The sequence below is a fragment of the Nocardia sp. XZ_19_385 genome, assembly GCF_015355755.1.
GTDB lineage: Bacteria > Actinomycetota > Actinomycetes > Mycobacteriales > Mycobacteriaceae > Nocardia.
Genome location: NZ_JACVEE010000002.1, coordinates 731,234 through 752,016, shown reverse-complemented (window position 1 = coordinate 752,016; position 20,783 = coordinate 731,234). Strand labels below are relative to the sequence as shown.

15 protein-coding genes are annotated in these 20,783 nt (G+C 68.3%); 7 read left to right on the top strand and 8 right to left on the bottom strand.

The annotated features are described in order from the left end of the window. Positions 1-233 precede the first annotated feature (233 nt). On the top strand, positions 234-1,517 hold the full coding sequence (locus IBX22_RS16145; protein ID WP_194817724.1) for a YibE/F family protein: 1,284 nt from the start codon (positions 234-236) through the stop codon (positions 1,515-1,517). A 49-nt stretch (positions 1,518-1,566) separates the two neighbouring features. Here the strand turns inward: IBX22_RS16145 and IBX22_RS16140 are convergent, their stop codons facing one another. Then, a complete protein-coding gene (locus tag IBX22_RS16140; RefSeq protein ID WP_194816387.1) occupies positions 1,567-3,030 on the bottom strand; it encodes an Hsp70 family protein in 1,464 nt (487 codons plus the stop codon). A gap of 171 nt (positions 3,031-3,201) precedes the next feature. Then, a complete protein-coding gene (locus IBX22_RS16135; RefSeq protein WP_194816386.1) occupies positions 3,202-4,524 on the bottom strand; it encodes a UDP-glucose/GDP-mannose dehydrogenase family protein in 1,323 nt (440 codons plus the stop codon). A 127-nt stretch (positions 4,525-4,651) separates the two neighbouring features. On the opposite strand from IBX22_RS16135, the gene IBX22_RS16130 reads away from it, so the two are divergent. The 5 genes from IBX22_RS16130 to IBX22_RS16110 all read left to right on the top strand — a co-directional run bounded on the left by IBX22_RS16130 (position 4,652) and on the right by IBX22_RS16110 (position 8,632). Beyond that, entirely contained in the window at positions 4,652-5,188 is a 537-nt protein-coding gene (locus tag IBX22_RS16130) for a YdcF family protein (RefSeq protein ID WP_309234637.1), read from the top strand. A 140-nt stretch (positions 5,189-5,328) separates the two neighbouring features. Beyond that, positions 5,329-6,558 (top strand): acyl-CoA dehydrogenase family protein, encoded by a 1,230-nt coding sequence (locus tag IBX22_RS16125; RefSeq protein ID WP_194816384.1) that lies wholly within the window; start codon positions 5,329-5,331, stop codon positions 6,556-6,558. Beyond that, positions 6,558-7,706 (top strand): acyl-CoA dehydrogenase family protein, encoded by a 1,149-nt coding sequence (locus IBX22_RS16120; protein ID WP_194816383.1) that lies wholly within the window; start codon positions 6,558-6,560, stop codon positions 7,704-7,706. The genes IBX22_RS16125 and IBX22_RS16120 overlap by 1 nt, the downstream gene beginning before the upstream one ends. 102 nt (positions 7,707-7,808) lie before the next feature. Further along, positions 7,809-8,276 (top strand): hypothetical protein, encoded by a 468-nt coding sequence (locus IBX22_RS16115; protein WP_194816382.1) that lies wholly within the window; start codon positions 7,809-7,811, stop codon positions 8,274-8,276. Then, positions 8,273-8,632, top strand: a complete 360-nt coding sequence (locus IBX22_RS16110; RefSeq protein ID WP_194816381.1) for a hypothetical protein — start codon at positions 8,273-8,275, stop codon at positions 8,630-8,632. The genes IBX22_RS16115 and IBX22_RS16110 overlap by 4 nt, the downstream gene beginning before the upstream one ends. Positions 8,633-8,689: 57 nt before the next feature. On the opposite strand, the gene IBX22_RS16105 is transcribed toward IBX22_RS16110, so the two are convergent. After that, a complete protein-coding gene (locus tag IBX22_RS16105) occupies positions 8,690-11,779 on the bottom strand; it encodes a (Fe-S)-binding protein (RefSeq protein WP_194816380.1) in 3,090 nt (1,029 codons plus the stop codon). Between the two features lie 492 nt (positions 11,780-12,271). Between IBX22_RS16105 and IBX22_RS16100 the strand changes: the two genes are divergently transcribed. Continuing rightward, positions 12,272-13,012, top strand: a complete 741-nt coding sequence (locus IBX22_RS16100; protein WP_194816379.1) for a hypothetical protein — start codon at positions 12,272-12,274, stop codon at positions 13,010-13,012. A gap of 71 nt (positions 13,013-13,083) precedes the next feature. Here the strand turns inward: IBX22_RS16100 and IBX22_RS16095 are convergent, their stop codons facing one another. The 5 genes from IBX22_RS16095 to IBX22_RS16075 form a co-directional block, all read right to left on the bottom strand. Continuing rightward, complete coding sequence (locus IBX22_RS16095) at positions 13,084-13,926, bottom strand: NRDE family protein (protein WP_194816378.1); 843 nt, start codon at positions 13,924-13,926, stop codon at positions 13,084-13,086. A 71-nt stretch (positions 13,927-13,997) separates the two neighbouring features. Continuing rightward, positions 13,998-15,284: a S1 family peptidase gene (locus IBX22_RS16090; RefSeq protein ID WP_194816377.1), complete on the bottom strand. Its 1,287-nt coding sequence runs from the start codon at positions 15,282-15,284 to the stop codon at positions 13,998-14,000. Between the two features lie 76 nt (positions 15,285-15,360). Next, positions 15,361-16,725: a S1 family peptidase gene (locus tag IBX22_RS16085; RefSeq protein WP_194816376.1), complete on the bottom strand. Its 1,365-nt coding sequence runs from the start codon at positions 16,723-16,725 to the stop codon at positions 15,361-15,363. A 126-nt stretch (positions 16,726-16,851) separates the two neighbouring features. Continuing rightward, the gene (locus IBX22_RS16080; protein WP_194816375.1) at positions 16,852-17,964 is read right to left on the bottom strand and encodes a hypothetical protein; all 1,113 of its coding nucleotides are present in this window, start codon (positions 17,962-17,964) and stop codon (positions 16,852-16,854) included. Positions 17,965-18,004: 40 nt separating this feature from the next. Then, a complete protein-coding gene (locus IBX22_RS16075; RefSeq protein ID WP_194816374.1) occupies positions 18,005-20,560 on the bottom strand; it encodes a LuxR C-terminal-related transcriptional regulator in 2,556 nt (851 codons plus the stop codon). Between the last annotated feature and the right edge of the window lie 223 nt (positions 20,561-20,783).

The following is a 20,783-nucleotide window of genomic DNA, read 5'->3' as shown; positions in this document are numbered from 1 at the left end:
GCAGTTTTGTGTACAGTGGCTCTCGGCACTTCAAGTGCCTGGTCGGGTTGTCTACCCCCCCTGGACAACCTGGCCCTCGGGTTCGGCCGCCTACCCCCCTGGGCGCCGGCCTGCGGGCGGCGGAGACATCCCCCTGCTCTCCGCCGCCCCCTCCCGAAAGCCTTTCGCGCAGTTCAGCGCACCTTCGCCGCGGCGTCCATCGCGAGTTTGAAAATCAAATCCTTTAAGCTCGCCTGGTGACGGAGCACCATCATCACCACCATGACCATTCCGAGCCGATCGCGATCGGCGCCACCGCGGCGCGGGTGGTCATCGGATTACTCACCGTCATCGGCATCGCTGTCGTCGTCGGCGCCTTCTTCCTCTGGCCGAGCAAGCAGCACATCGAAATTCCGCTGCCCATGCAGAACGCGGGCGGCGGCGCGGTGCAGACCGAAGCGGGCACCGTGGTGGCCCAGGACAAAGGCGCCTGCGGCAGCACGTCGATCGGCAAGGTGTTCGCCGACAAGCCCGAGGCGCCCCGCAACACCAGCTACCAATGCGACCGCAGCCTCATCACCATCGAATCCGGGCCGCACAAGGGCAGCAAGACGCTGCTCGAAATCGCGCCCGGGCCAGGACAACCCGAACTGAAGGCCGGAGACGAGATCCGGCTGGTGCGGCAGGCCGACCCGAACGGGACGCCGCTGTACTCGTTCGAGGACTACTCCCGCGGGCTGCCGCTGCTGCTGATCTTCCTGGTATTCGTGGTGGTGATCGTCGTAGTGGCGCGGTGGCGCGGGTTCCGGGCGCTGCTCGGGCTGGTGATCGCGTTCGCGGTACTGGTGGGGTTCATGCTGCCGGCGATTCTCGATGGGAAGCCCGCGATTCCGGTCGCGCTGGTCGCGGGAGCGGCGATCCTGTACGCGGTGCTCTATCTGGCGCACGGGATTTCGTTGCGGACCAGTTCGGCGCTGCTCGGGACGTTGGCCTCGATGCTGCTCGCGGCGGTGCTGTCCTGGGTGGCGATCGAGATCACACATCTGACGGGTCTATCCGAAGAGCAGAACACCAACGTGGCGACATACATCGGGCACGTCAGCATTACCGGACTGCTGCTGGCCGGGTTCATCATCGGCTCGCTCGGTGTGCTCAACGACGTCACCATCACCCAGGCCTCGGCGGCGTTCGAGCTGGCATCGCTGGATGAAGGAGCGTCGCGCCGTGAGGTTTTCGCCGCCGCGATGCGGGTCGGGCGGGATCACATCGCCAGTACCGTCTACACCCTGGTGCTCGCCTACGCCGGTGGGGCGTTGCCGCTGCTGCTGCTGTTCAGTGTGGCGGGGCGGTCGATCCGGGACGTGCTCACCGGCGACGCGGTCGCCATCGAGATCGCGCGGTCGTCGGTCGGCGGTATCGCCCTTGCGCTTTCGGTGCCCCTGACCACGGGTATCGCGGTGATGCTGGCCCGGCCGTTCGGGCACAAGCGGCCGCAGGCGCCGGTCGCTCCACGCCGCGCGCGGCACGCCCGGACCTGAGCCGCTACGAAAGCGCCCCTGCTGTCGGCTGACAGGAGGGGCGCTTTTGCTATCCCTGCGGCGGCGGGGCCGGGAAGAGTTCCGGCGGGATGGTCGGCACCACGATCGGCGGCAGGAACGGCACCGTAAAGGTATTCGGGCCCGGCGTCGGCGGCGGCGGCGTGGTGGTGGTGCGGCGTTGCGGCGGCGCGACCTTCGACTCGGTTTCGGTGGTGGTGGTCGCGGGGGCCACCGCGATCTGCGGCTCCAGTGTCGTGGTGCGCGGCACACTGGAGGTGGACGACGGAGTCGAGCCCTCGCTGCTGTTCGAATCCCGGGTCAGCACCTGCTGGCCGTAGCCGAGGCCGATGCCGATCGCGGCGACCACCACCAGCGCGCTGACCGTCAGCACGGCGCCGTTGAGCTCGCGTTTACGGCGCGGACGGCTCGCCAGCGCGTCGGGCAGGTCGTCGTAATTCTGCTTGCGGGCCTTGGGCGTTGGGGCCGCGCCCCAGTCCTGGCCCTGATCGTCGCTGCCCAGCCAGTCGTCGTCCGCGAGATCGTTCTTGCGCTTGCGCCTGCCCTTCTTCGGCTGGGCCGAGAGCCAGGCGGGCGACAGCTCGTCGTCGTCGAACGGCGCCGCGGCGGGCGCCGGCGCGGGCGCGACGGCGGGACGGGCGGCCGGACGGGCCAGCAGGGCGGCGCCGCGGGCGGTGACCGTCTCGGGGTTCTCCGGGACGACGACCGGCACGCCGATCCAATGCTCGAGCACCTTGGCGATCAACGGGATCCGGGCGCAGCCGCCGATGGCGAGGACCCCGTGCACCGGGCGCTCGGCGCGGGCGATCACATCGCGCGCCATCCTGGCCGACGACTCCACGGCCGTCACGATCAGCGCTTCGAAGTTCTCCTGGGCGAGCAGGACCAGGCCCTGTTCGCTGGGCAACGCGACCGCGGTGTTGGACGAAAGCTGTTCCTTGGCTTCGCGGCACAGCGCGTCCAGCGCCGCCAAGCCGGCCGGGTTCTGCGGATGCGCGATGCGGCCGGAAGCGATCTGCTGTTCGCGGATCAGCGAATCCAAGTAGTCGCCGCTGATTTCGCTGGTGCGCTCGGTGTAGCGGACCTCGCGGGTGTGGGTGTCGACGACGCTGACCGTCAGGCCGGAACTGCCGAGGTCGTAGACCACGAGAGAGTTGATGCCGCGGATTTCGCCTGCCGCCATGGCGTATTCGAGGGTGGCGAAGATCTCGGGGACCAACTCGTAGTCGGTGAGCTGCTGGCGCGCCATGGCCGCGCGGACCGACCGGGCTTGCTGCTCACCGCGATAGGCGATGGCGGTGGCGCGGATATCGGGCGCGGTTTCCAAGGTGACGCCGACCGCCTCGGCGGCCAGTTCTTCCCCGTGCTGATCGCGCACCGGAATCATGTGCAGGTCGAAGCCCTGGGGCTGGACGGGCGAATGGGGGTTCACGGCGTGCGGGCGCGCCAGACGAACTGCGCCGGCCCCCACCGAAACTCCCAGTACCGAACTCATCAGCTGCCCATCTTGTTTCACGCTTCCCGACCTGCGAGCCCGCGCCGCCGACGACGGAGACTGCACGGGACCTTACCGGCGATGATCGATCCCGCTCAAGCGCCCCGTGCCCGCGCTACGCTGCGCTACCTCCTCCGGGCGCTGAGCTCGCGGCGTGGGGTCGGTGCAACTCTACGGTGTGCCGAGACCCGCGTACACCCATCCGGCCGCTCTCCAAGTGGCACGATTGAGACAGTTCCGGCCGTCGATGATGGACCGCGCCCGCACCACCCGGTCCAGTTCCGCGGGGCGCAGCGCGGTGAATTCGTCCCACTCGGTAAGCACCAGAACCACATCGGCGCGATCGCAGGCCTCGGCTACCGAGGTGGCGTAATTCAGGGTGGGGAAGATGCGGCGCGAATTCTCCACGGCCTTCGGGTCGTACACCGTGACAACCGCGCCGTGCAGCTGGATCATGCCGGCCACGTTCAGGGCGGGGGAGTCGCGCACGTCATCGGATTCGGGTTTGAAGGCTGCGCCGAGCACCGCCACGTTCGCGCCGAGCAGCGAACCGCCGCAGGCGCGGGCGGCCATGTCGACCACCTTGGTGCGGCGGCGCATATTGATATTGTCGACCTCGCGCAGGAAGGCCACCGCGTGGTCGGCGCCGAGTTCGCCGGAGCGGGCCATGAACGCGCGGATGTCCTTGGGCAGGCAGCCGCCGCCGAAACCCAGGCCCGCGTTGAGGAATCGGCGGCCGATGCGGGCGTCGTAGCCCAGCGCGTCGGCCAGCATGGTGACGTCGGCGCCGGTGGCCTCGCAGACCTCCGAGACCGCGTTGATGAACGAGATCTTGGTCGCCAGAAAGGCATTGGCGGAGGCTTTGACCAATTCGGCGGTGGCCAGGTCGGTCAGCAGGAACGGGACCTCGTTCTCGATCAGCTCCGCGTAGGCCTCGCGCACGAGTTCTTCGACCCAGGCCGCGTTTTCGCGGTCCCGATCTACCCCGAGCACCAGTCGATCCGGGCGCAGCGTGTCCTGGACCGCGAATCCCTCCCGCAGGAACTCCGGGTTCCACGCCACCTCGACCGCGGTGGAGGTCAGCGCACGCGCCCGATTGCCCAGTGCGGCAGCGGTTCCCACCGGCACTGTCGATTTTCCGACGATCACCGAGGGGCGCTCCAGCAGCGGAGCGAGCGTATCCACCACGGCGTGCACGTATTTCAGGTCCGCGGCGTACTCGCCCTTCTTCTGTGGCGTACCGACGCCGAGGAAATGCACCGCCGCGTGCTCGGCCGCCTCCTCATAGGAGGTGGTGAACCGCAGCCGCCCCGCATCGAGGTTGCGCCGCAACACATCCTCTAGTCCGGGCTCGTAGAACGGCACCACCCCGTCGGACAGCTTCGCCACCTTGCCCGGGTCGACATCCACCCCGATCACGTCATGCCCGAGTTCGGCCATGCACGCCGCGTGCGTAGCCCCGAGGTACCCGGTTCCGAAGACTGTGCAACGCATGATCGATTGGTAATCCCCCACGATGGCCACGCCCCGACCTCGAAGCAAGGCTCGCGGCAACATCAGGTGTACAGGTGGTGCGTGGTGTTATGACCTGCGCTTATGTCGTCGATCTAGCATCGAGGGGGTGCGCCGGAAACGAACGACCTTGCTCTTGCTCGGCCTCGTCGTGACCCTCGCGACCGCGGTCACCGCGCTCTGGCCGGTCTACGTCAGCCCCCGCACCGGCCCGCCCGACCGCGCCGACGCCATCCTCGTCCTCGGCGGCGCGCACGACGGCCGCGAACAACTGGGCCTGCGCCTGGCCCGCGACGGCTACGCCCCCTGGGTCGTCTTCTCCGATCCCTACACCAACAGCCCCATGATCAACCGAATCTGCCACGGCGGCTACAGCTTCCGCGTCACCTGCTTCGATCCCGAACCGCGCACCACCCGCGGCGAGGGCCGCGAACTCGCCCGCCTGGCCCGCGCCCACAATTGGCACCGCGTCATCGTCGTCACCTTCACCCCGCACATCTCCCGCGCCCGCTACATCCTGGAGAAATGCTGGCCTGGTGAGCTCCTGTTCGCGGACCCGCAACCCGACCTGTCCGTAGCCCGCTGGGCCTACGACTACGTCTACCAATCCGCGGGCTACCTCAAAGCCTACTTCGAGGACTGCTGACCGTGCGCGCGCAGAACGCCTGGTCAACTGCGGGCGGGTGGCATCAGTTTGATTTCCGAGGTGAGCGGGCTTACATTGGCGGCTGGTGGGCCGGTACTGGCCTGCGATGATGCAGTGTGGCAAACCCTCTGGGAGGGCAGATGGAATACGACTGGTCAGCTGAAGATCTGGCCTTCCGGGATGAGGTTCGCAGCTTCCTCGAGGCGAAGCTGACGCCGGAGTTGCGGCGGGCCGGGCGGCTGGCGACGAGTGTGTACCCGGACCATGAAGCGAGCATGGAGTGGCAGCACATCCTGCACGCGAAAGGGTGGGCGGCGCCGGCGTGGCCGGTCGAGTTCGGTGGGCAGCCGTGGAGCTTGACGCAGCACTACATTTTCGGGCGCGAGCTGACGCTGGCCGGGGCGCCGCTGTTGTCGCCGATGGGCATCCGGATGGTGGCGCACGCGATCATCGCGTTCGGCACGGCGGAGCAGAAGGCGTACTTCCTGCCGCGCATCCTCACCGGGGAAGTGTTCTTCTGCCAGGGGTATTCCGAGCCGGAGTCGGGATCGGATCTCGCGTCGCTGAGCATGGCGGCCGTCGAAGACGGCGACGACCTGATCTGCACCGGCAGCAAGATCTGGACGACGCACGCGACCGAGGCGAACTGGATCTTTTGCCTGGTCCGCACTTCCCGCGGAGGTAAGAAGCAGCAGGGCATCACCTTCCTGCTCATCGATATGACCACGCCGGGAATCGAAATCCGGCCGCTGGTGATGACTTCCGGCGAGGAAGTGCAGAACCAGGTCTTCTTCGACAACGTGCGGGTGCCGAAAGCCAATGTGCTGGGGCGGATCGACGAGGGCTGGACGGTCGCGAAGTACCTGCTCATCCACGAGCGAGGCGGGGCCCTCTCGCCGTTCCTGCAGGTCATGGCCGAGGATGTCGCCGCCGCGGCCGCGGAACAGACCGGGCCCGACGGCAATCCGCTGATCGACGATCCGGCGTTCGCGCGGAAGCTGGCCGAGGCCAGGATTCGCACCGAGGTGCTCGAAATCCTGGAGTACCGCACGCTTTCGGCGATGGCGCAGGGCAAGAATCCCGGTCCGGCGTCCTCGATGCTCAAGGTGCTCGGCACCGAACTGAGCCAGCAGCTGACCGAGCTGAAGCTGGAGGCGGCGGGACCGCGCGGCCGGGTCTACCAGCCGCACGCCACCATGCCCGGCGGCCCGGTCACCGAATACGCCGCGCCCGCAGACGGTTACGTCAGCGGCGCGGAGTGGCAGGCGGTCGCGCCGCTGCACTACTTCAACGACCGCGCGGGCTCGATCTACGCGGGCAGCAACGAAATTCAGCGAAACATCCTCGCCAAAGCAGCATTGGGGCTCTGATGGACTTCTCACTCACCAAGGAGCAGGAACTTCTGCGCGACGCGCTCGCCGGATTCCTCAGCGCCCGTTACGACTTGGAACGCAGCCGCAGCGCCGTGAAGACCGGTGCGGGCTGGCAACCGGCCGTGTGGCGCGGATTCGCCGATGAGCTCGGCATTCTCGGCGCGACCCTGCCCGAGGACGTGGACGGCATGGGCGGCGGCCCGGTCGAATTGATGGTCATCGCCGAGGAACTCGGTCGCGCGCTGGTCGTCGAACCGTTCGTCGACACCGTGGTCATCGGGGCGGGACTGCTCCGCCGCTCCGGCGGCAAGCAGGCTGATTCCATACTGCGCCAGATAGTTTCGGGTGCGGCGCGCATCGCCTTCGCGGCCCTGGAGCCGACCTCGGGCCAGACCCTGCACGACGTCTCGGCCACGGCCCGCCGCGAGGGCGACGACTGGATTGTCGACGGCAGCAAGATCGTCGTGACCAGCGCGCCGTTGTCGACGCACCTGATCATCGCGGCCCGCACCTCCGGCGCCCGCCGCGACCAGGCCGGAATCTCGCTGTTCCACACTGAGTTCGACGCGGTCAATCCACCTGCGGGCGTCGAGGTGCATACCTACCGCACCATCGACGACCGCCTCGCCGCCGACCTCACGTTCACCGAGTTCCGGCTCCCGGCCGACGCGCTGCTCGGCGCCGAGGGCGCGGCCTGGGAAGTCATCGAACCCACGATGGACGAGGCGATCGCGGCGATCTGCGCCGAAGCGGTCGGCTGCATGAGCAAAGTCCTCACCGACACCGTCGAGTACACCAAGCAACGCCAGCAGTTCGGCGTCACCATCAGCACCTTTCAGGCCCTGCAGCACCGCATGGTCGACATGTACATGGAACTCGAACAAGCCATCGCCGCCACCTACCTGGCGGTCTACTCCCTCGACGGCAGCGCCCCATCCCGCGCCCGGTCCGTCTCGGCAGCCAAGGTCACCATCGCCCGCGCCGCCCGCTTCATCGGCCAGAACGCCGTCCAACTACACGGCGCCATGGGCATGACCGAAGAACTGGCCATCGGCCACTACTTCAAACGCCTCACCGCCATCGAATCCGAATTCGGCACCAGCGACACCCATTTGGCCCGCTACGCGGCCCTCACTCGTCCGTAGCTGGATCGGCCGCCATAGTGCTGGAACCATGGCGGCCACGATGAACTCCGCCTGCCCTAAAACTCCTGGCGACATCAGATGTACATCTGATACGTTTTATGCATGACTGTTACGGCGACGTGGACCGAGTTCCTACGCGATCCAAATGGCGTGATGGAGAAGATGGAGGAGGAGGGTGAGGTCATTCTCCTCCGCCGGTCGGCGCCATCGGTTCGGCTATCTGATGCCGCGGCGGACGAATCCTATGACGCGATTCTCGCCGTCCTGGCTCAGCTGATCACGCTTGCCTTGGACGATGGACTTATGGAGCGGTTGGTGGGCCGACTCTCGATTTCGTTCCCATGGGTCACGCTCCTTCCGGTGGAGGACCGCGAGACGTTCGTCCACGAGTTTCTCGCGGAAGCACGGGCGGGTATCGCGGTGGGGCGGATGGGAGCGGCATCCCGAATGCTGGAGGCGTGGAAGGAGACTGCCGCAGCGTATGCGGATCCGCGGATCTGTGTTGATGGCTCAGACTTGGAATATTTCGAGGACGACCCGACCGATCCAGACTCGGAGGATGTGGAGTGAGCAAGAACAGGGCTGTACCGCGGCCGCTCAAACGCTCGGAATTCGAGATCACCTTCGGTACCCGGACTGCCGAGAAGGGTTGGGTGGATTGCCTCGCCGCTGCCCGCAACGCGATTATCGATGCCTGGGATCAGCTGGCACGTGAGCCCGAGGCTGAATCCGGCAGGCTCTATCCGCTCAAAGGTAGCCTTCGGTACGGCACCCTGGGCGGTCGGACCTATCAGCGGTACCAGTACAAGTTCACCGATGGCGGCAGGCTTTGGTACTTCGTGAATCCAGCTCCCCGAGGGGGACGTAACGCCGGGCAGGTGCTGCTCGAGCGGTGTACGCCAGGGCATCCGAAAGACACTGAGTAGCACTGAAAATGACTCGGCCCGGATCCGTGGTGGATCCGGGCCGAGTTATTTGTCTGTTCAGTTCTTCCGGCCCGGGGCTTTCGCGCCCGACTTGAAGCCGAGGCCGCCGGGCTTGGCGGTCGGCGGGGCCACCGGGGTGGTGCCGTTGCCGTTGGCGGGCTGGTCCGCCTCGGCTGTCGGCTCCTCGGGGGCGGGGGCCGGTGCTTCCTCGCCGGGGGCCGGTTCAGCGGGGGTGGCCGCCGGGGTTGCTGCGCCCGGAGCCTTCGGGCCGGGGCGCTTGAAGCCGGACTTCATGGCCAGGCCCTTGGGGGCGACGGTCGGCTTGACCTCTTCGGACGGGGCCGAAACCGGTTCGGCGGCCGGGGTTTCCGCGGCGGCCGGTTCCGGAGCGGCGGCGGGTGCTTTTGCGCCCGGCGCCTTGGCCGCGCCCTTCATGGCGAGACCGCCGCCCGGGGCCTTCGCGCCGCCCTTCATGCCGAGACCCTTGACCGGCGGAGCCGCAGGGGGCTCAGTGGCCGGGGTTTCGGCGGCGGGGGCCGAATCATCCTTGGCGCCCGGGGCTTTCGCCGCGCCCTTCATGGCCAGGCCCTTGCCGGGGGCCTTGGCCGGCCCCTTCATGGCGAGACCCTTGACCGGGGCCGCGGGCTTCTCGTCGGCTGCCGGTTCGGTGGCCTTGGCGCCCGGGGCCTTGGCGGCGCCCTTCATGCCGAGACCGCCGCCGGGAGCTTTCGCGGGGCCCTTCATGGCCAGACCGCCGCCACCGGGAGCCTTGGCGGGGCCCTTCATGGCGAGTCCGCCACCGGCCGGAGCCTTGGTCGCGGCAGCCGGGGCTTCCGCTTTCTCGGCGACGGGTTCGGCTGCGGCAGGCTCGGGTTCGGCCTTGGCCTGCTTGGGCTCCTGGATGACGACCAGGTTCTCGCCGAGCTGCTTGGCGTCGACGCGGGTGATCGCGTCCAGCATCAGCTGGGAGACGTCCACGACCTCCACGCGGTCGGCGGCGTCCATGTCGTCCTGGCGGGCGGTAACGCCGTCGGAGAGCATGACGCGGCAGAACGGGCAGCCGGTCGCGATCTTGGTGCCGGCGCCGGGGGAGGAGTCGATGGTGGACAGCGCCTCGTCTACCCGGTCGATGTTGATGCGCTTGCCGAGCTGCTCTTCCATCCACATGCGCGCGCCACCGGCGCCACAGCACATGGAACGTTCGCCGTGCCGCGGCATTTCGATCAGCGTCGAACCCGAGGCTTCCATCAGCTCACGCGGTGCGTTGTAGACCTTGTTGTGCCGGCCCAGGTAGCAGGGGTCGTGGTAGGTGACGTTCTGGGTCACCGAGGCCACCGGCACCAGCTTCTTCTGCCGCACCAGGCGATTGAGCAGCTGGGTGTGGTGCACGACCTCGTAGGTGCCACCGATCTGCGGGTACTCGTTGTTGAGCGCGTTGAAGCAGTGCGCACAGGTGACGACGATCTTCTTCTTGCTCTGCTCGACGCCGTCGAAGACCTCGTTGATGGTCTCGATGTTCTGCTGCGCCAGCTGCTGGAACAGGAACTCGTTGCCCGCGCGGCGCGCCGAGTCGCCGGTGCAGGTCTCGCCCTGGCCGAGCACCATGAACTTGGTGCCCGCGGTGGCGAGCAGTTCGGCGACGGCCTTGGTGGTCTTCTTGGCGCGGTCCTCGTAGGCGCCGGCGCAACCGACCCAGAACAGGTACTCATAGCCGTCGAACGAGTCGGCGTCCTTCCCGTAAACCGGGATCTGGAAGTCCATCTCGTTGATCCAGTTGAGCCGGTCCTTGGCGTTCTGGCCCCACGGGTTGCCCTTGTTCTCCAGGTTCTTGAACAGACCCGCGAGCTCGGACGGGAACTCCGACTCGATCAGCACCTGGTAGCGGCGCATGTCGATGATGTGGTCGACGTGCTCGATATCGACCGGGCACTGCTCCACGCAAGCGCCACAGGTGGTGCACGACCACAGCACCTCGGGATCGATGATGCCGCTGACATCCTCGCCGCCGACGAGCGGACGCTCCGCCTCGGCCTTGGCGGCATCGGAAATGCGGGCCAGCGCAGCCTCGTTCGGCTTGCCCTCGGCGTCGACCAGGCCGATCTCGTCGCCGCCCGCATCCTTGCGGCCACCGGCCAGCAGGTACGGGGCCTTGGCGTAGCCGTGGTCACGCAGCGACATGATCAGCAGTTTCGGCGACAGCGGCTTACCGGTGTTCCAGGCGGGGCACTGCGACTGGCAGCGGCCACATTCGGTACACGTGGTGAAGTCGAGGATGCCCTTCCAGGAGAAGTCCTCGATCTTGCCGGCGCCCATGATGTCGTTGTCGGCGTCGACGTTCTCCATGTCCAGGAGCTTGCCGTTGGACATCATCGGCTTGACCGCGCCCAGGGCGACGCCGCCGTCGTCCTCGCGCTTGAAGTAGATGTTCGGGAAGGCCGAGAAGCGGTGCCAGGCCACGCCCCAGGTGATGTTGCGGCCGACCAGGAACAGGAACAGCGCGCCGGAGAGCAGCTTGATCAGCGCGAAGATCGACACCATGACCGGGCTGGCGGGCAGCAGCTTGGCGACCTGCTGGGTGAAGAAGTCCGACCAGGTGTGGGATCCGCCGTAGGTCGCGATCTTGCCGGCCTTCACGAAGACCATGCCCAGGCCCTCGACGAGGACGATGGATTCGATCACGTACGCGGGGCCGAACTTGGAACCGCTGAAGCGGGACAGCCGTTCCGGCACCCGAGGATGGTTCAGCTGGCGAATGACGATCAGCGTGATGATGCCGACTACCGTTCCGATGCCGAGGATCTCGTCCATCAGGTGGTAGATGCCCCAGTTGCCGATGATCGGCCAGTGGAAGTGCGGGTCGATCGCCTGCCCGTACGCCTCGAACCAGAGGATGAAGCCGGCGAGGAAGCCGATCATGACCAGCCAGTGCGCCCAGCCGACGGTGCGGAACTTGTTCATGCGCGTGTGCGCCAGGAACTCCACCATCATCTGCTTGAAGCGAGGCAGGAACGGCCGCCACCGATCCGGTGCGCTCTGGCCCAGCATGACCGTGCGAGCGATCTTCCGGACGCCGTCGATGAACGACGCCCAGCACAGGAGGGTGAGCGCCGCCCCAATCACGCCCAGCGTCACTGTCAGGGCATTCATGTCGCGACCTTTCTTTCGTGGCAACACGAGCTGTCGTGGTACTGCCGACCACAGTTGGCTCGTATCGTAACCGCCAGTAAGTTACCCACCGGTAACTTATGGGACTCATTGTACGATCGGCAGTTGCGAAGTGCCCCCTCTTGCTGGGGCTTGACCTGCAAATTGCCTGTGAGCAATTTCACCGGATCGGTACCCATCCCTCGTGAGTCCGGGCGAATCACCACCGTAACGGCGGCCTTCGCGCTACCTGCGGTAAGGCCAGGCTTAGTACTCAGCGTTGTACTGACTCGTAGCCGGAATGTGCTGATTACGTAATGGATCTCGCATCTTTGCTGCGATTCGATTACGCTCGGCTCGTTCTGTTTGCATCAGCCTGTCTTCACACTGCTCGGGGAGAATCCGCAAGGGCCCAACCGCCTTTCGGGTTGAAGAGCGATCTCGCGTGACGAAGGCCTGGCTCGCGGACGACTCTGATGAAGGATTGGAAACTGAATGAACTTCCGCAGAACCACGGCGGCTGCAGCGTTGGTCATCGGTGCGATGACCGTGGGTATGGGGACCACGCACGCTGACCCGGCCGCTCCGGCTCCCGCTGAGCTCAAGTACTCGGTGAAGCTGGTGGACAAGACCGTCGTCGCGAAGCTCCTAGGGGGAACGTTCGAGCTTTCGACGACGGAAGAGCCGGCCGCTGATCCGGCCGACAAGCCGAAGATCACCGAGATCGCCAACATCAAGGACGAAACCGGCGCGCTCGTGATGAGCCTGCCGATGAAGTTCGACGTCGCGGGCATCGAGATTCCGGTCAAGCCGGTCGTGAAGGAAGACGGCACGGTGCTCGAGCTGCTGACCGAGCGCCCGGCCAACCTGCCCGCCAACCAGGTGGCCAACACCGTCAACATTAAGTCGGTGGCCTCGCCGATCGAAGATCAGCGGGCCATGAACAACTTCTCCACCCAGTTCGGTTTGGCTACGGCAGTCGGTGGATTCGTCGGTACCGCCGTCGGTGTCGTTGTCGGCGGCATCATCGGGTGCATCCTCGGTCTGCCCCTCTTGGGAATCGGCTGCATTCCGGCCGCTGTCGCCGGTGCCGGTATCGGCGGCATCCTCGGCACGGTTGCCATCGGTGGCCCCGCACTGGCGATCGCTGGTATGGATCTGCTGGAGACCCTGCAGGCCGCGCCGGGCAACAGCAAGTGGAGCGACCAGAACATGAACGCGAACCAGCCGAAGTAGTAATTCGGACAAGCGTGATCCGAGTGGCCCGTTCCCCTTTGGGAGCGGGCCACTCGGCTTTTGCACGGAGGTCAGTCCGGTAGGTCGACGGTTCCGCTGAACGCCACCTTCCCCTTCGGCCGGCCCAACCGGCCGAAGGTCCGCTCGGCCATCTCGAACGTCCCGTCCTCCCGCATCAGGAGCACGGTGCTCGCGCGGGTCCCGTGCGCCAGGTGCGAGACGAACCGAGCCGAGGCCGCCCGCTCCAGGTCGCGGGGAATCCCGGTGTCGGGCAACTGATCATCGGGCGCCGCGGTCCGGTCGGCCAGCACCTCGAAATACCGGTCCACGGCGGCCGGCTCGGACTCCACCACTTTGCGCAGCCCGTCGACACCGTCGCGCACTTTCGGCCAGATCGGATCGGGTGCGATCAGCTCCGCGGCCGGGCCCGGTGCGGCGGAGGCGAGCGACGGGCCGTTGGAAAGTCCGTGGAAGCCGGGCGCCAATTCCCGCGGCTCCCCGGGCCTGCCGTTGGAATGCCACCAGAGCGTCGCGAGATCCGAGGCCACCACGTGGTACCCGTTGTAGTCGTCCGGTCCGGCAGCGACGTCGTGAAGGTACTTTCCGGGGCCGCGGAGATCTTGGTCGCCGCGTAGATAGTCCATGAGCAGTGACCCGCGGGAACGAGCGTCAGCGCGTTCACCTTTCGGGTTGCGCACATTCGTCACCCCCGCGAACCGCCCGGCGGCGGTGGCGAGCCCGAGCCAGGTGCCGATCCCGCCGCGCGCGCCCAGATCCCGGCCGGCCAGGACGCCGGGGACCTCCGGCCACCAGCGCATCGGTTCGGCGGGCCGGGTATAGAACTCGTCTCGATTGGCCGCGACGATCAACCGGTATTCCGGATGTACGCGCCAGCCGAGCAACACCAAACACATACCTTCAGCGTGCCTCGAGAAAGCGAAAAGGCCGACAGCTCACGGCTGTCGGCCTTTTCACAGGGCAGGTGTCAGTTGGTGTTGACGCGCAGGCCTGGGTTGTCGGAGAGCACCACGTTCAGCGGCTGCGCGAACAGCTGCGGCGCGTTCCCGGTGAGCAGGCCGAGGAACTCGGGGATCGCGCAGACCGGGTAGTCGGCGACCGAGGACGCGCTGGAGATGCCGAGCGCGCGGCGGCCGCTGACGATCGGGCCGCCGCTGTCGCCGGGGAGGGCGCAGATATTGGCCGAGAAGCTCTGGGTGAGCTCGCGATCGCCGACCTGCACGGTCTGGTCGACCGCATTGATCACGCCGCAGCTGAACCCGGTGCGCGAACCGGACTTGCAGACCGGGGCGCCGACCACCGGGTCAGCCACGCCGTCGACCACGATCGGGGCGCCGCCGGACTTGACGCCGCTGTTGTCGAAGCGTCCCTTCTGCTCGTCCTCGACCCGCAGGATGGAGTAGTCCTGGCTGCCGAGCACCGACTTCTGGAAGGCGCCGAGCTTGGTACCCAGCCGGTCACCGACCAGTTCGTGTACGGCGGTGGGCTGATCGAGGGCGGGGTTGCAGTGCCCGGCGGTGATGTTGACGGGCTTGCCGCCGAGGGTGCCGTTGAAGCCGAACGAGCAGCGCAGCGAGGTGCGCCCGGCGACCGAGGCGTAACCGTCGCCACCGGTGAGCGAGCCACGCTCGATCGCGCCCGCGATCGGGGCGGCCTCGGGCAGCTGCTCGGCGGCCACCGGCGGCGCCATCACCAGGACGCGGGACGGGTCGACGAAGCTCGGCATCGGCAGGCCGGGCTGGTCCACCCGCACCGCGATGCTGTTGTTGACGGTGTCGATCGCGACGCCACGGATCAGGGCGGCGACCGGCTCGGGCTGCTCGTCCAGCCAGCGCTGGAACGCGGACTTCTCACCGCGCAGCGCGGACTCGCTCTTGGCCACGGTGCGGACCTCGAAGCCGGCGTCCTGGGCGGCCTTGCGGGCCTCGTCCGCGCCGGGACCCTGGGTCAGCGCCACGACGGCCTGCCCGGTCTCGTTGAGCCACGAGCCGCCGTAGACCTCCGGGAACTGCCGCTGCGCGGTGGCCGCGAAGGACGCGAGCTCCTGGGACACATCGGACCGGCGCAGGTATTCCTCCGGCGAGATCTTCAGGTCACGGGCGATGGCGGTGATCAGCTCCACGGGCAGTGCGGGCGCCGGGGCCGGTTCCGGTTCGGCGTTCGCCACTGCCGCGGTAGGTGCGAACAGCAGAATCGCCGCCGAAGCGGCGATCGCGGATTTCGAACGGAACTTTCCCAGACGTGGCAGACGCATGCCGAAACTATATGGGGTCCCGTCCGGTATCACTACTCCAAAGATGCTGTTTCGCCGAACTATCGATCTGGGCGGGTTATCCGGCGTTCGGCCGGGTGCGCACCGTGATGCCGCTGCCGAGACCGCCACCTGCGGAGGCTTCGATATCGAACAGAATCGGCCGGATCGGAATGCCCAGCGTGGCGGTGCCGCCGTAGGGCGCGAGCGCGGTGTTCGCCTCGTTGCAGTTCGGTGCGTCGGCGGCGTTGGAGCCGCTGGTGATGCCGAGCGCCAGCGTGCCGGAGACGATCGCGCCGCCGCTGTCACCGCCCAGGGTGCAGGCCGAGCTGGCGAAGCCGCGCACGATCCGGCTCACGCCGTCGGCGGTGTAGAGCTGGGTCTCGACCCGGTCGGCGACCACGAAGCCACAGGTGAACGTGGAGGACTGGCCGGACTTGCAGATCGGGGCGCCGGTGATCGGCTCGGCGGTACCGGTGATGGTCAGGGTGGTGCCGTTGGCGCCGCGCACCGCGGGCTGATCCATGCCGGCGCGCACCGCGCGATCGGTCAGCTGGATCACCGCGTAGTCCAGGCCGCTGTCGCCGCCCACCTTGGCCGAGACGAAGGTGCCGAGCTCGGGGCTGTTCGGGATGTCCTTGACGTTCGGGTAGTAGACCGTGGCCCTCTCGTCGGCCTTGCCGAGGTTCGGATTGCAGTGGCCCGCACTGATATTGAGCGCGTTGCCGGCGGCGTCGGTGCTGTTGAAGCCGAACGAGCAGACGTCGACGCCCTCGAGCGAGGCATCGTCGAGCGCCTTCGGCGCGCTGATGTAGGTGTCGCCGCCCATCGGACGGCGCTCCACCGGACCACCGCCGCCGGGCGAGAGGATGACCTTCACGTTGGCGAGCAGGGTGGGCAGGTTCAGCGCGTGCCCCACGGTGGTGTTGGCGACGCTGAGCACCAGCTGGCTGTTCAAGAAGTCGATGGCCACCGAGTTGATCGCGTCGGACAGGCTCACCGGCAGCGTGGCGATCCACTGGTTCACCTGCGTCAGCGAGGTCTCCAGTTTGGCCGCGGAGACCGGCGCCAGACGGGTCTGGTAGCCGGCGGCCGCCGCGATCTTCGCGGCGTCCGGGGAGGTCACGGCCACAACGGGTTTGCCGTCCGGGCCGATCCAGGCGCCGGCGTAGGTCTCGGGCTGGGCGGCTCGGAAGTCGCGAGCGTAGGTGCTGAGCAGCTGGGCCTTCGCGGCACGCTCCAAATACTCCGCCGGGGAGATCTTCAGATCGCGCTCGATGGCCTGGGCGAGTTCTGCGGGCAAGCTTTCGACGGTCAACTGCGCGGGTGCCGACGGTTCCGCCGAGGCGGGCGTGGTGGCGAGGACGGGGGCGAGGAGAACGGTCGCGGCGATGCCGATCGAGGCTGCCTTGACCGCGGCGCGACGCGCCACCAACTTGCGCATGAAGTCCCTTCGTAGGCACAGGTGTGCCAGCTACATCCGTGCACCAGATCCGTTGGCGCGCAGTCTTCCCATCAGCGGATCACTTTAGGGCACAAACCGGGGTTGGTCGCTACTGAATCGACTGATTCAGTTCGGGACCGGTATCACGATCGTCGGTGGGGTCCAATCGTTTTCGGGTGGCTCCCAGGCCGGCGGGCTGCCGAAGCCGGGACGCGTGGTGGTCGTCCGGCGCGTGCTGGTCGGCGGTTCGGTGGTGGTGGGCTCGGCCGTGGTGGTCGGCGGTGGCGGCGTGGTCGTCGGTTCCGGCTCTTCGGTCGTGGTGATGGTGACCGGCGGTTCGGTGGTCGGCGGCGCGATGGGCTCCGGCGGCGGCGCGGTCGTCGGGGTGACGGTGGCCTGATCGGATTTGGCGTCGCGGACCGTCGGGACCTCGGTGGTGTCCGTGCCGCGGAACAGCACGGCGACGCCGATGCCGCCCAGCACCAGCCCGAGCAGCACCGCGGCGGCGATCAGCAGGGGAATGCGGTTGCGGCGCGCGGCGGGGGCGGGTGTTTCGGCCGGCTCGCCGGTGAGCACCTCGGTCGGCGTGGGGGTGACCACGGGCAGCGGACTCGCGGCGGGCAGGGCCGCGGAGTAGGCCTGCGCGGCCGACGCGGCCGCGGGCACCGTGGGGATGATGTCGGTGACCACGGTCGAGTTCTCGGCGTTGGTCGGGTCCGGCGGTGTGGCGCCGGCCGGGGTCGCGAGCACCGCGGCGAGCGCGGCGCGGGCGGCGTCGTAGGCGAAGGCCTTGTTCGGCTCGGCGGTGTCGACGGCGGGCAGATCCGCCTCGCTGACCAGCACCACCGACCGTAGGCCCAGGTAATCCAGGGCTTCGCGCAGTGCCTGGACGTCCTGCGTCAGCCAGTGCGCCGGATGGGTCGCGTAGAACTCGGCGGGGCCGCTGAGGTGTTCGGCGGTCAGGTTGATCAGGCAGAACAGCGCGGTCGCGACCAGGTCCTCGGCTCGGTAGGCCTCGCCGTCGTCGACCGGCAGGCCGTTCGGATCACCGACCGAGGCGATGAATCCGCTGATGGAATGCGAGTTCCCGGCCGGCGGCGGGCCACCGAGCACGGTGTCACCGTCCTCGGCCATGTGCAGGACCGACTCGCGGACGACATACTGCAGCTCGCCCGCGTCGGTGACGATCGCCGCCGTGCACTCGTCCTCGGCGATCCGCAGGCCCACCCCAGTGGCCATCCAATTTCCTCGCTTCGATCTAGATCGACCGCGCCGGAACTCACACGGGTAGCGAGCCCTGTTGGTGAGCTGCACACCCCATGGCGCGAAGCATCGACAATAACTCCGAGCGTGAGGTCGCACCGATCCGGCGTCGGATCCGGGCGACATGATGCTCCACCGTTTTCGCGGAAATGTATAGCCGTGCTCCGATCTCCCGGTAGGTGAGGCCGAGCAGCACCAGCTCGGCGACCTCGCGTTCGCGTTCGCTCAGCACCGCGTCGGCCTCGGCGGCCGGCGCGAGCTGGTCGCCCGCGGCGGGCGCGGGTGCGGGCGAATGCTGCTGCGGGCGCAGTTCGGCCCGGGCGGCGCGGGCGAGCTCACCGAGGGCGGCGGAGGTGACGGCATCGGCCGCGGCGGCCGTGGCGGACGCGGCGGCGAGCTGGGCGGCCTCGCGGGCCAGGCCGAAGCCGCGCAAGCCGGTGACCGCGGCTTCCACCCGGGTGGCCACGATCTGTTTGCGCAGCACCGAGATCCAGCTGCGGGCGGCCAGCGCGAGCGCGGCCGCGTGCCGGTCGCCCGCGGTGGCGGCGGTGTCGAGCGGGCGGGCCGCGGCGAGCAGCCGCTCCGGGTTGTGCGCCGCGATCGCCGCCTGCACGGCATACCAGTGGAAGATGTTGGCCCAGCCGGGCGGCTGCTGAACGCGGCGCAGCAGCGCCTGCGCGGCCTCGACGAGCGGGGCGACGCGGCGTTCCTCGTGCAGCAGCACGCCCGCGGTCCACAGTTCACCGATCGGCAGCATGGTGAGCAGGTCGGCGTCGACCGCGTCGAACAGCGGGCAGGCCGCCTGCCAGGCCCGGGTCAGGGCGGCGTGATCGCCGGCCCGGCGGGCCAAGCCGACCACGACGCCGTGGGCCAGCAGCCGGTCGCGGATGTCGAGTTGGTCCCAGTTCAAGGTGGCGGCGATCGCGGCTGCACCCTGTTCGTCGCCGTCGAGCAGGGCCGTCCAGGCCGAGAGCACCTGGAGTTGATGGCAGCGCAGGCCGCCCGCGGTGGCGCGCTGCAAGGCGTCGGCGGCGCGCTGTGGTGCGCCGGTGCTCAGGCAGAGCAGGGCCGCGATGGACACCGCGGTGCACGGCAGGAAGACGTCCGCGCCCGGGCCGCTGTCGGCGGCCTGCACGAGCGCGGAAACCGCTGCGGCGGTTCGGGTTTCGGTGTCGGATTCGGCGAGGGTGTCGGCCAGGGCGACGGCGATGAGCCGGGCCTGGGCGCTGGCCTCGGTCGGCGGCCACTGCGGCGCCGACTCCGCCAGTTTCGCCGCGGTCGCGGTGTTGCCCGCGAGGTAGTGCACGGTCGCGCCGACCGCCCAGTCCGCGCCGGTGCGGTCCGGGCCGAGCCAGGTGTAGAGCTGGGCGGCGCGGCCCACCAGGCCGCGGCGGGTCAGCACGGCCGCGCAGATCCGCACGGCATCGGCGAGATCGGTCCCGGTGATGCCGGATCGGGCGAGCATCGGCTCGGCCAGGCGCATCGCGGTCTCGCCGTCGCCGGTCTGCGCGGCGGCTTCGGCCCAGCGCAGCGCCATCTGATCAGGGTCGGCGCCGGCCGCCGCCGCGGCCGCGTAGTAGCGCACCGCCTCGCGGCCCGCGTGTTCGGCTGCGGTACAGAGGAATTCAGCCAGTTGCTGGTCGCGGACACCGGATTCGGCCAGCAGCAACGCGGTGTGGTCGCGTAGTAGTCCGGCTTCCAGCCGGGCGGTGAACAAGCGGCGCTGTACGGCGAGGTAGCGGTGATCGCCGAGCAGGGTGCGTAGCGGGGCGATGGCCGGGGCCAGCAGCAGATCGGCGTCGGTGACCAAGGCGGTGGCCCGGGCTCTATCGATGAGCGCCTGGGCGGCTGCGGGTTCCACGCCGAGTACCTCGGTGAGTTCGCTGGAGTCCAAGCCGGTGCCCGTGGTCGCGACGGCCAGTGTTTCCAGCAGATCCGGCGCCAGATCGTCGAGCAGGGTCCGCGCCCAATGGGTGACGGCCACCTCGACCGCGGGGATGCCGGCGTCGAGACGGGCCGAGCAGGCCGCGGCCAGCGCGGTGACCACGCCGCCCCGGATACCGCCGGTGTGCTGGTGAATGTGCTGGGCCACGTGCCGCGGCACCGTCATGCCGAGCTCCCGGGCGAACGGGCCGATGTCGGCGACGCCGAGCGGGCGCAGGTCGAGCACGCGGCCGCGGCGGGAGACCGCGTCGGTCAGCGCCCGCAGGTGTGGATCGTGTGGCCGCGGCTGCACCGCGATGACGATCGTGCAGCGACCGGATTCGATGATGTCGGACAGGGCTTGGAGATCATCCGGGGCCAGGGTGTGCGCGTTGTCGATCAGCAGCGCCGGGCGCGGACCGTCCGGATCGGACTCCGGGCATGGATGGCACACGGTGTCGCACAGCGGAATTCCCTGCTCGTGCAGCCGCGTGCGGATCGCCGCGAGCAAGGTGGATTTGCCGGTGCCGGAGCGGCCGCGGATGAGATGGACGACCGGAGCGTGGGTGTTGCGCCGGCCCGCGGTGGAATCCAGCTCCCGGAAGATGTCTCGCGCACACGGCATCGTGTCGAAGGCGATGTCAGGCACGAGGATCTCCGATCATGTTTGCCAGCACATAGCTTACCGGCGCTTGAACGACTCTGTCACCGGTTCCGCAGTGGCGCAACATATCCGGGCCGCGTAATGGCCTCGCTGTCGAGCAGTACCGGGCCCCGGTATCGCCGATGATCCCCCACATTGCGGCTGCGACCGAATTCGACGGTGCGCCAGTGCTGCCAAGCGTCACATGCTTTGTCATTGGTGAACCTCG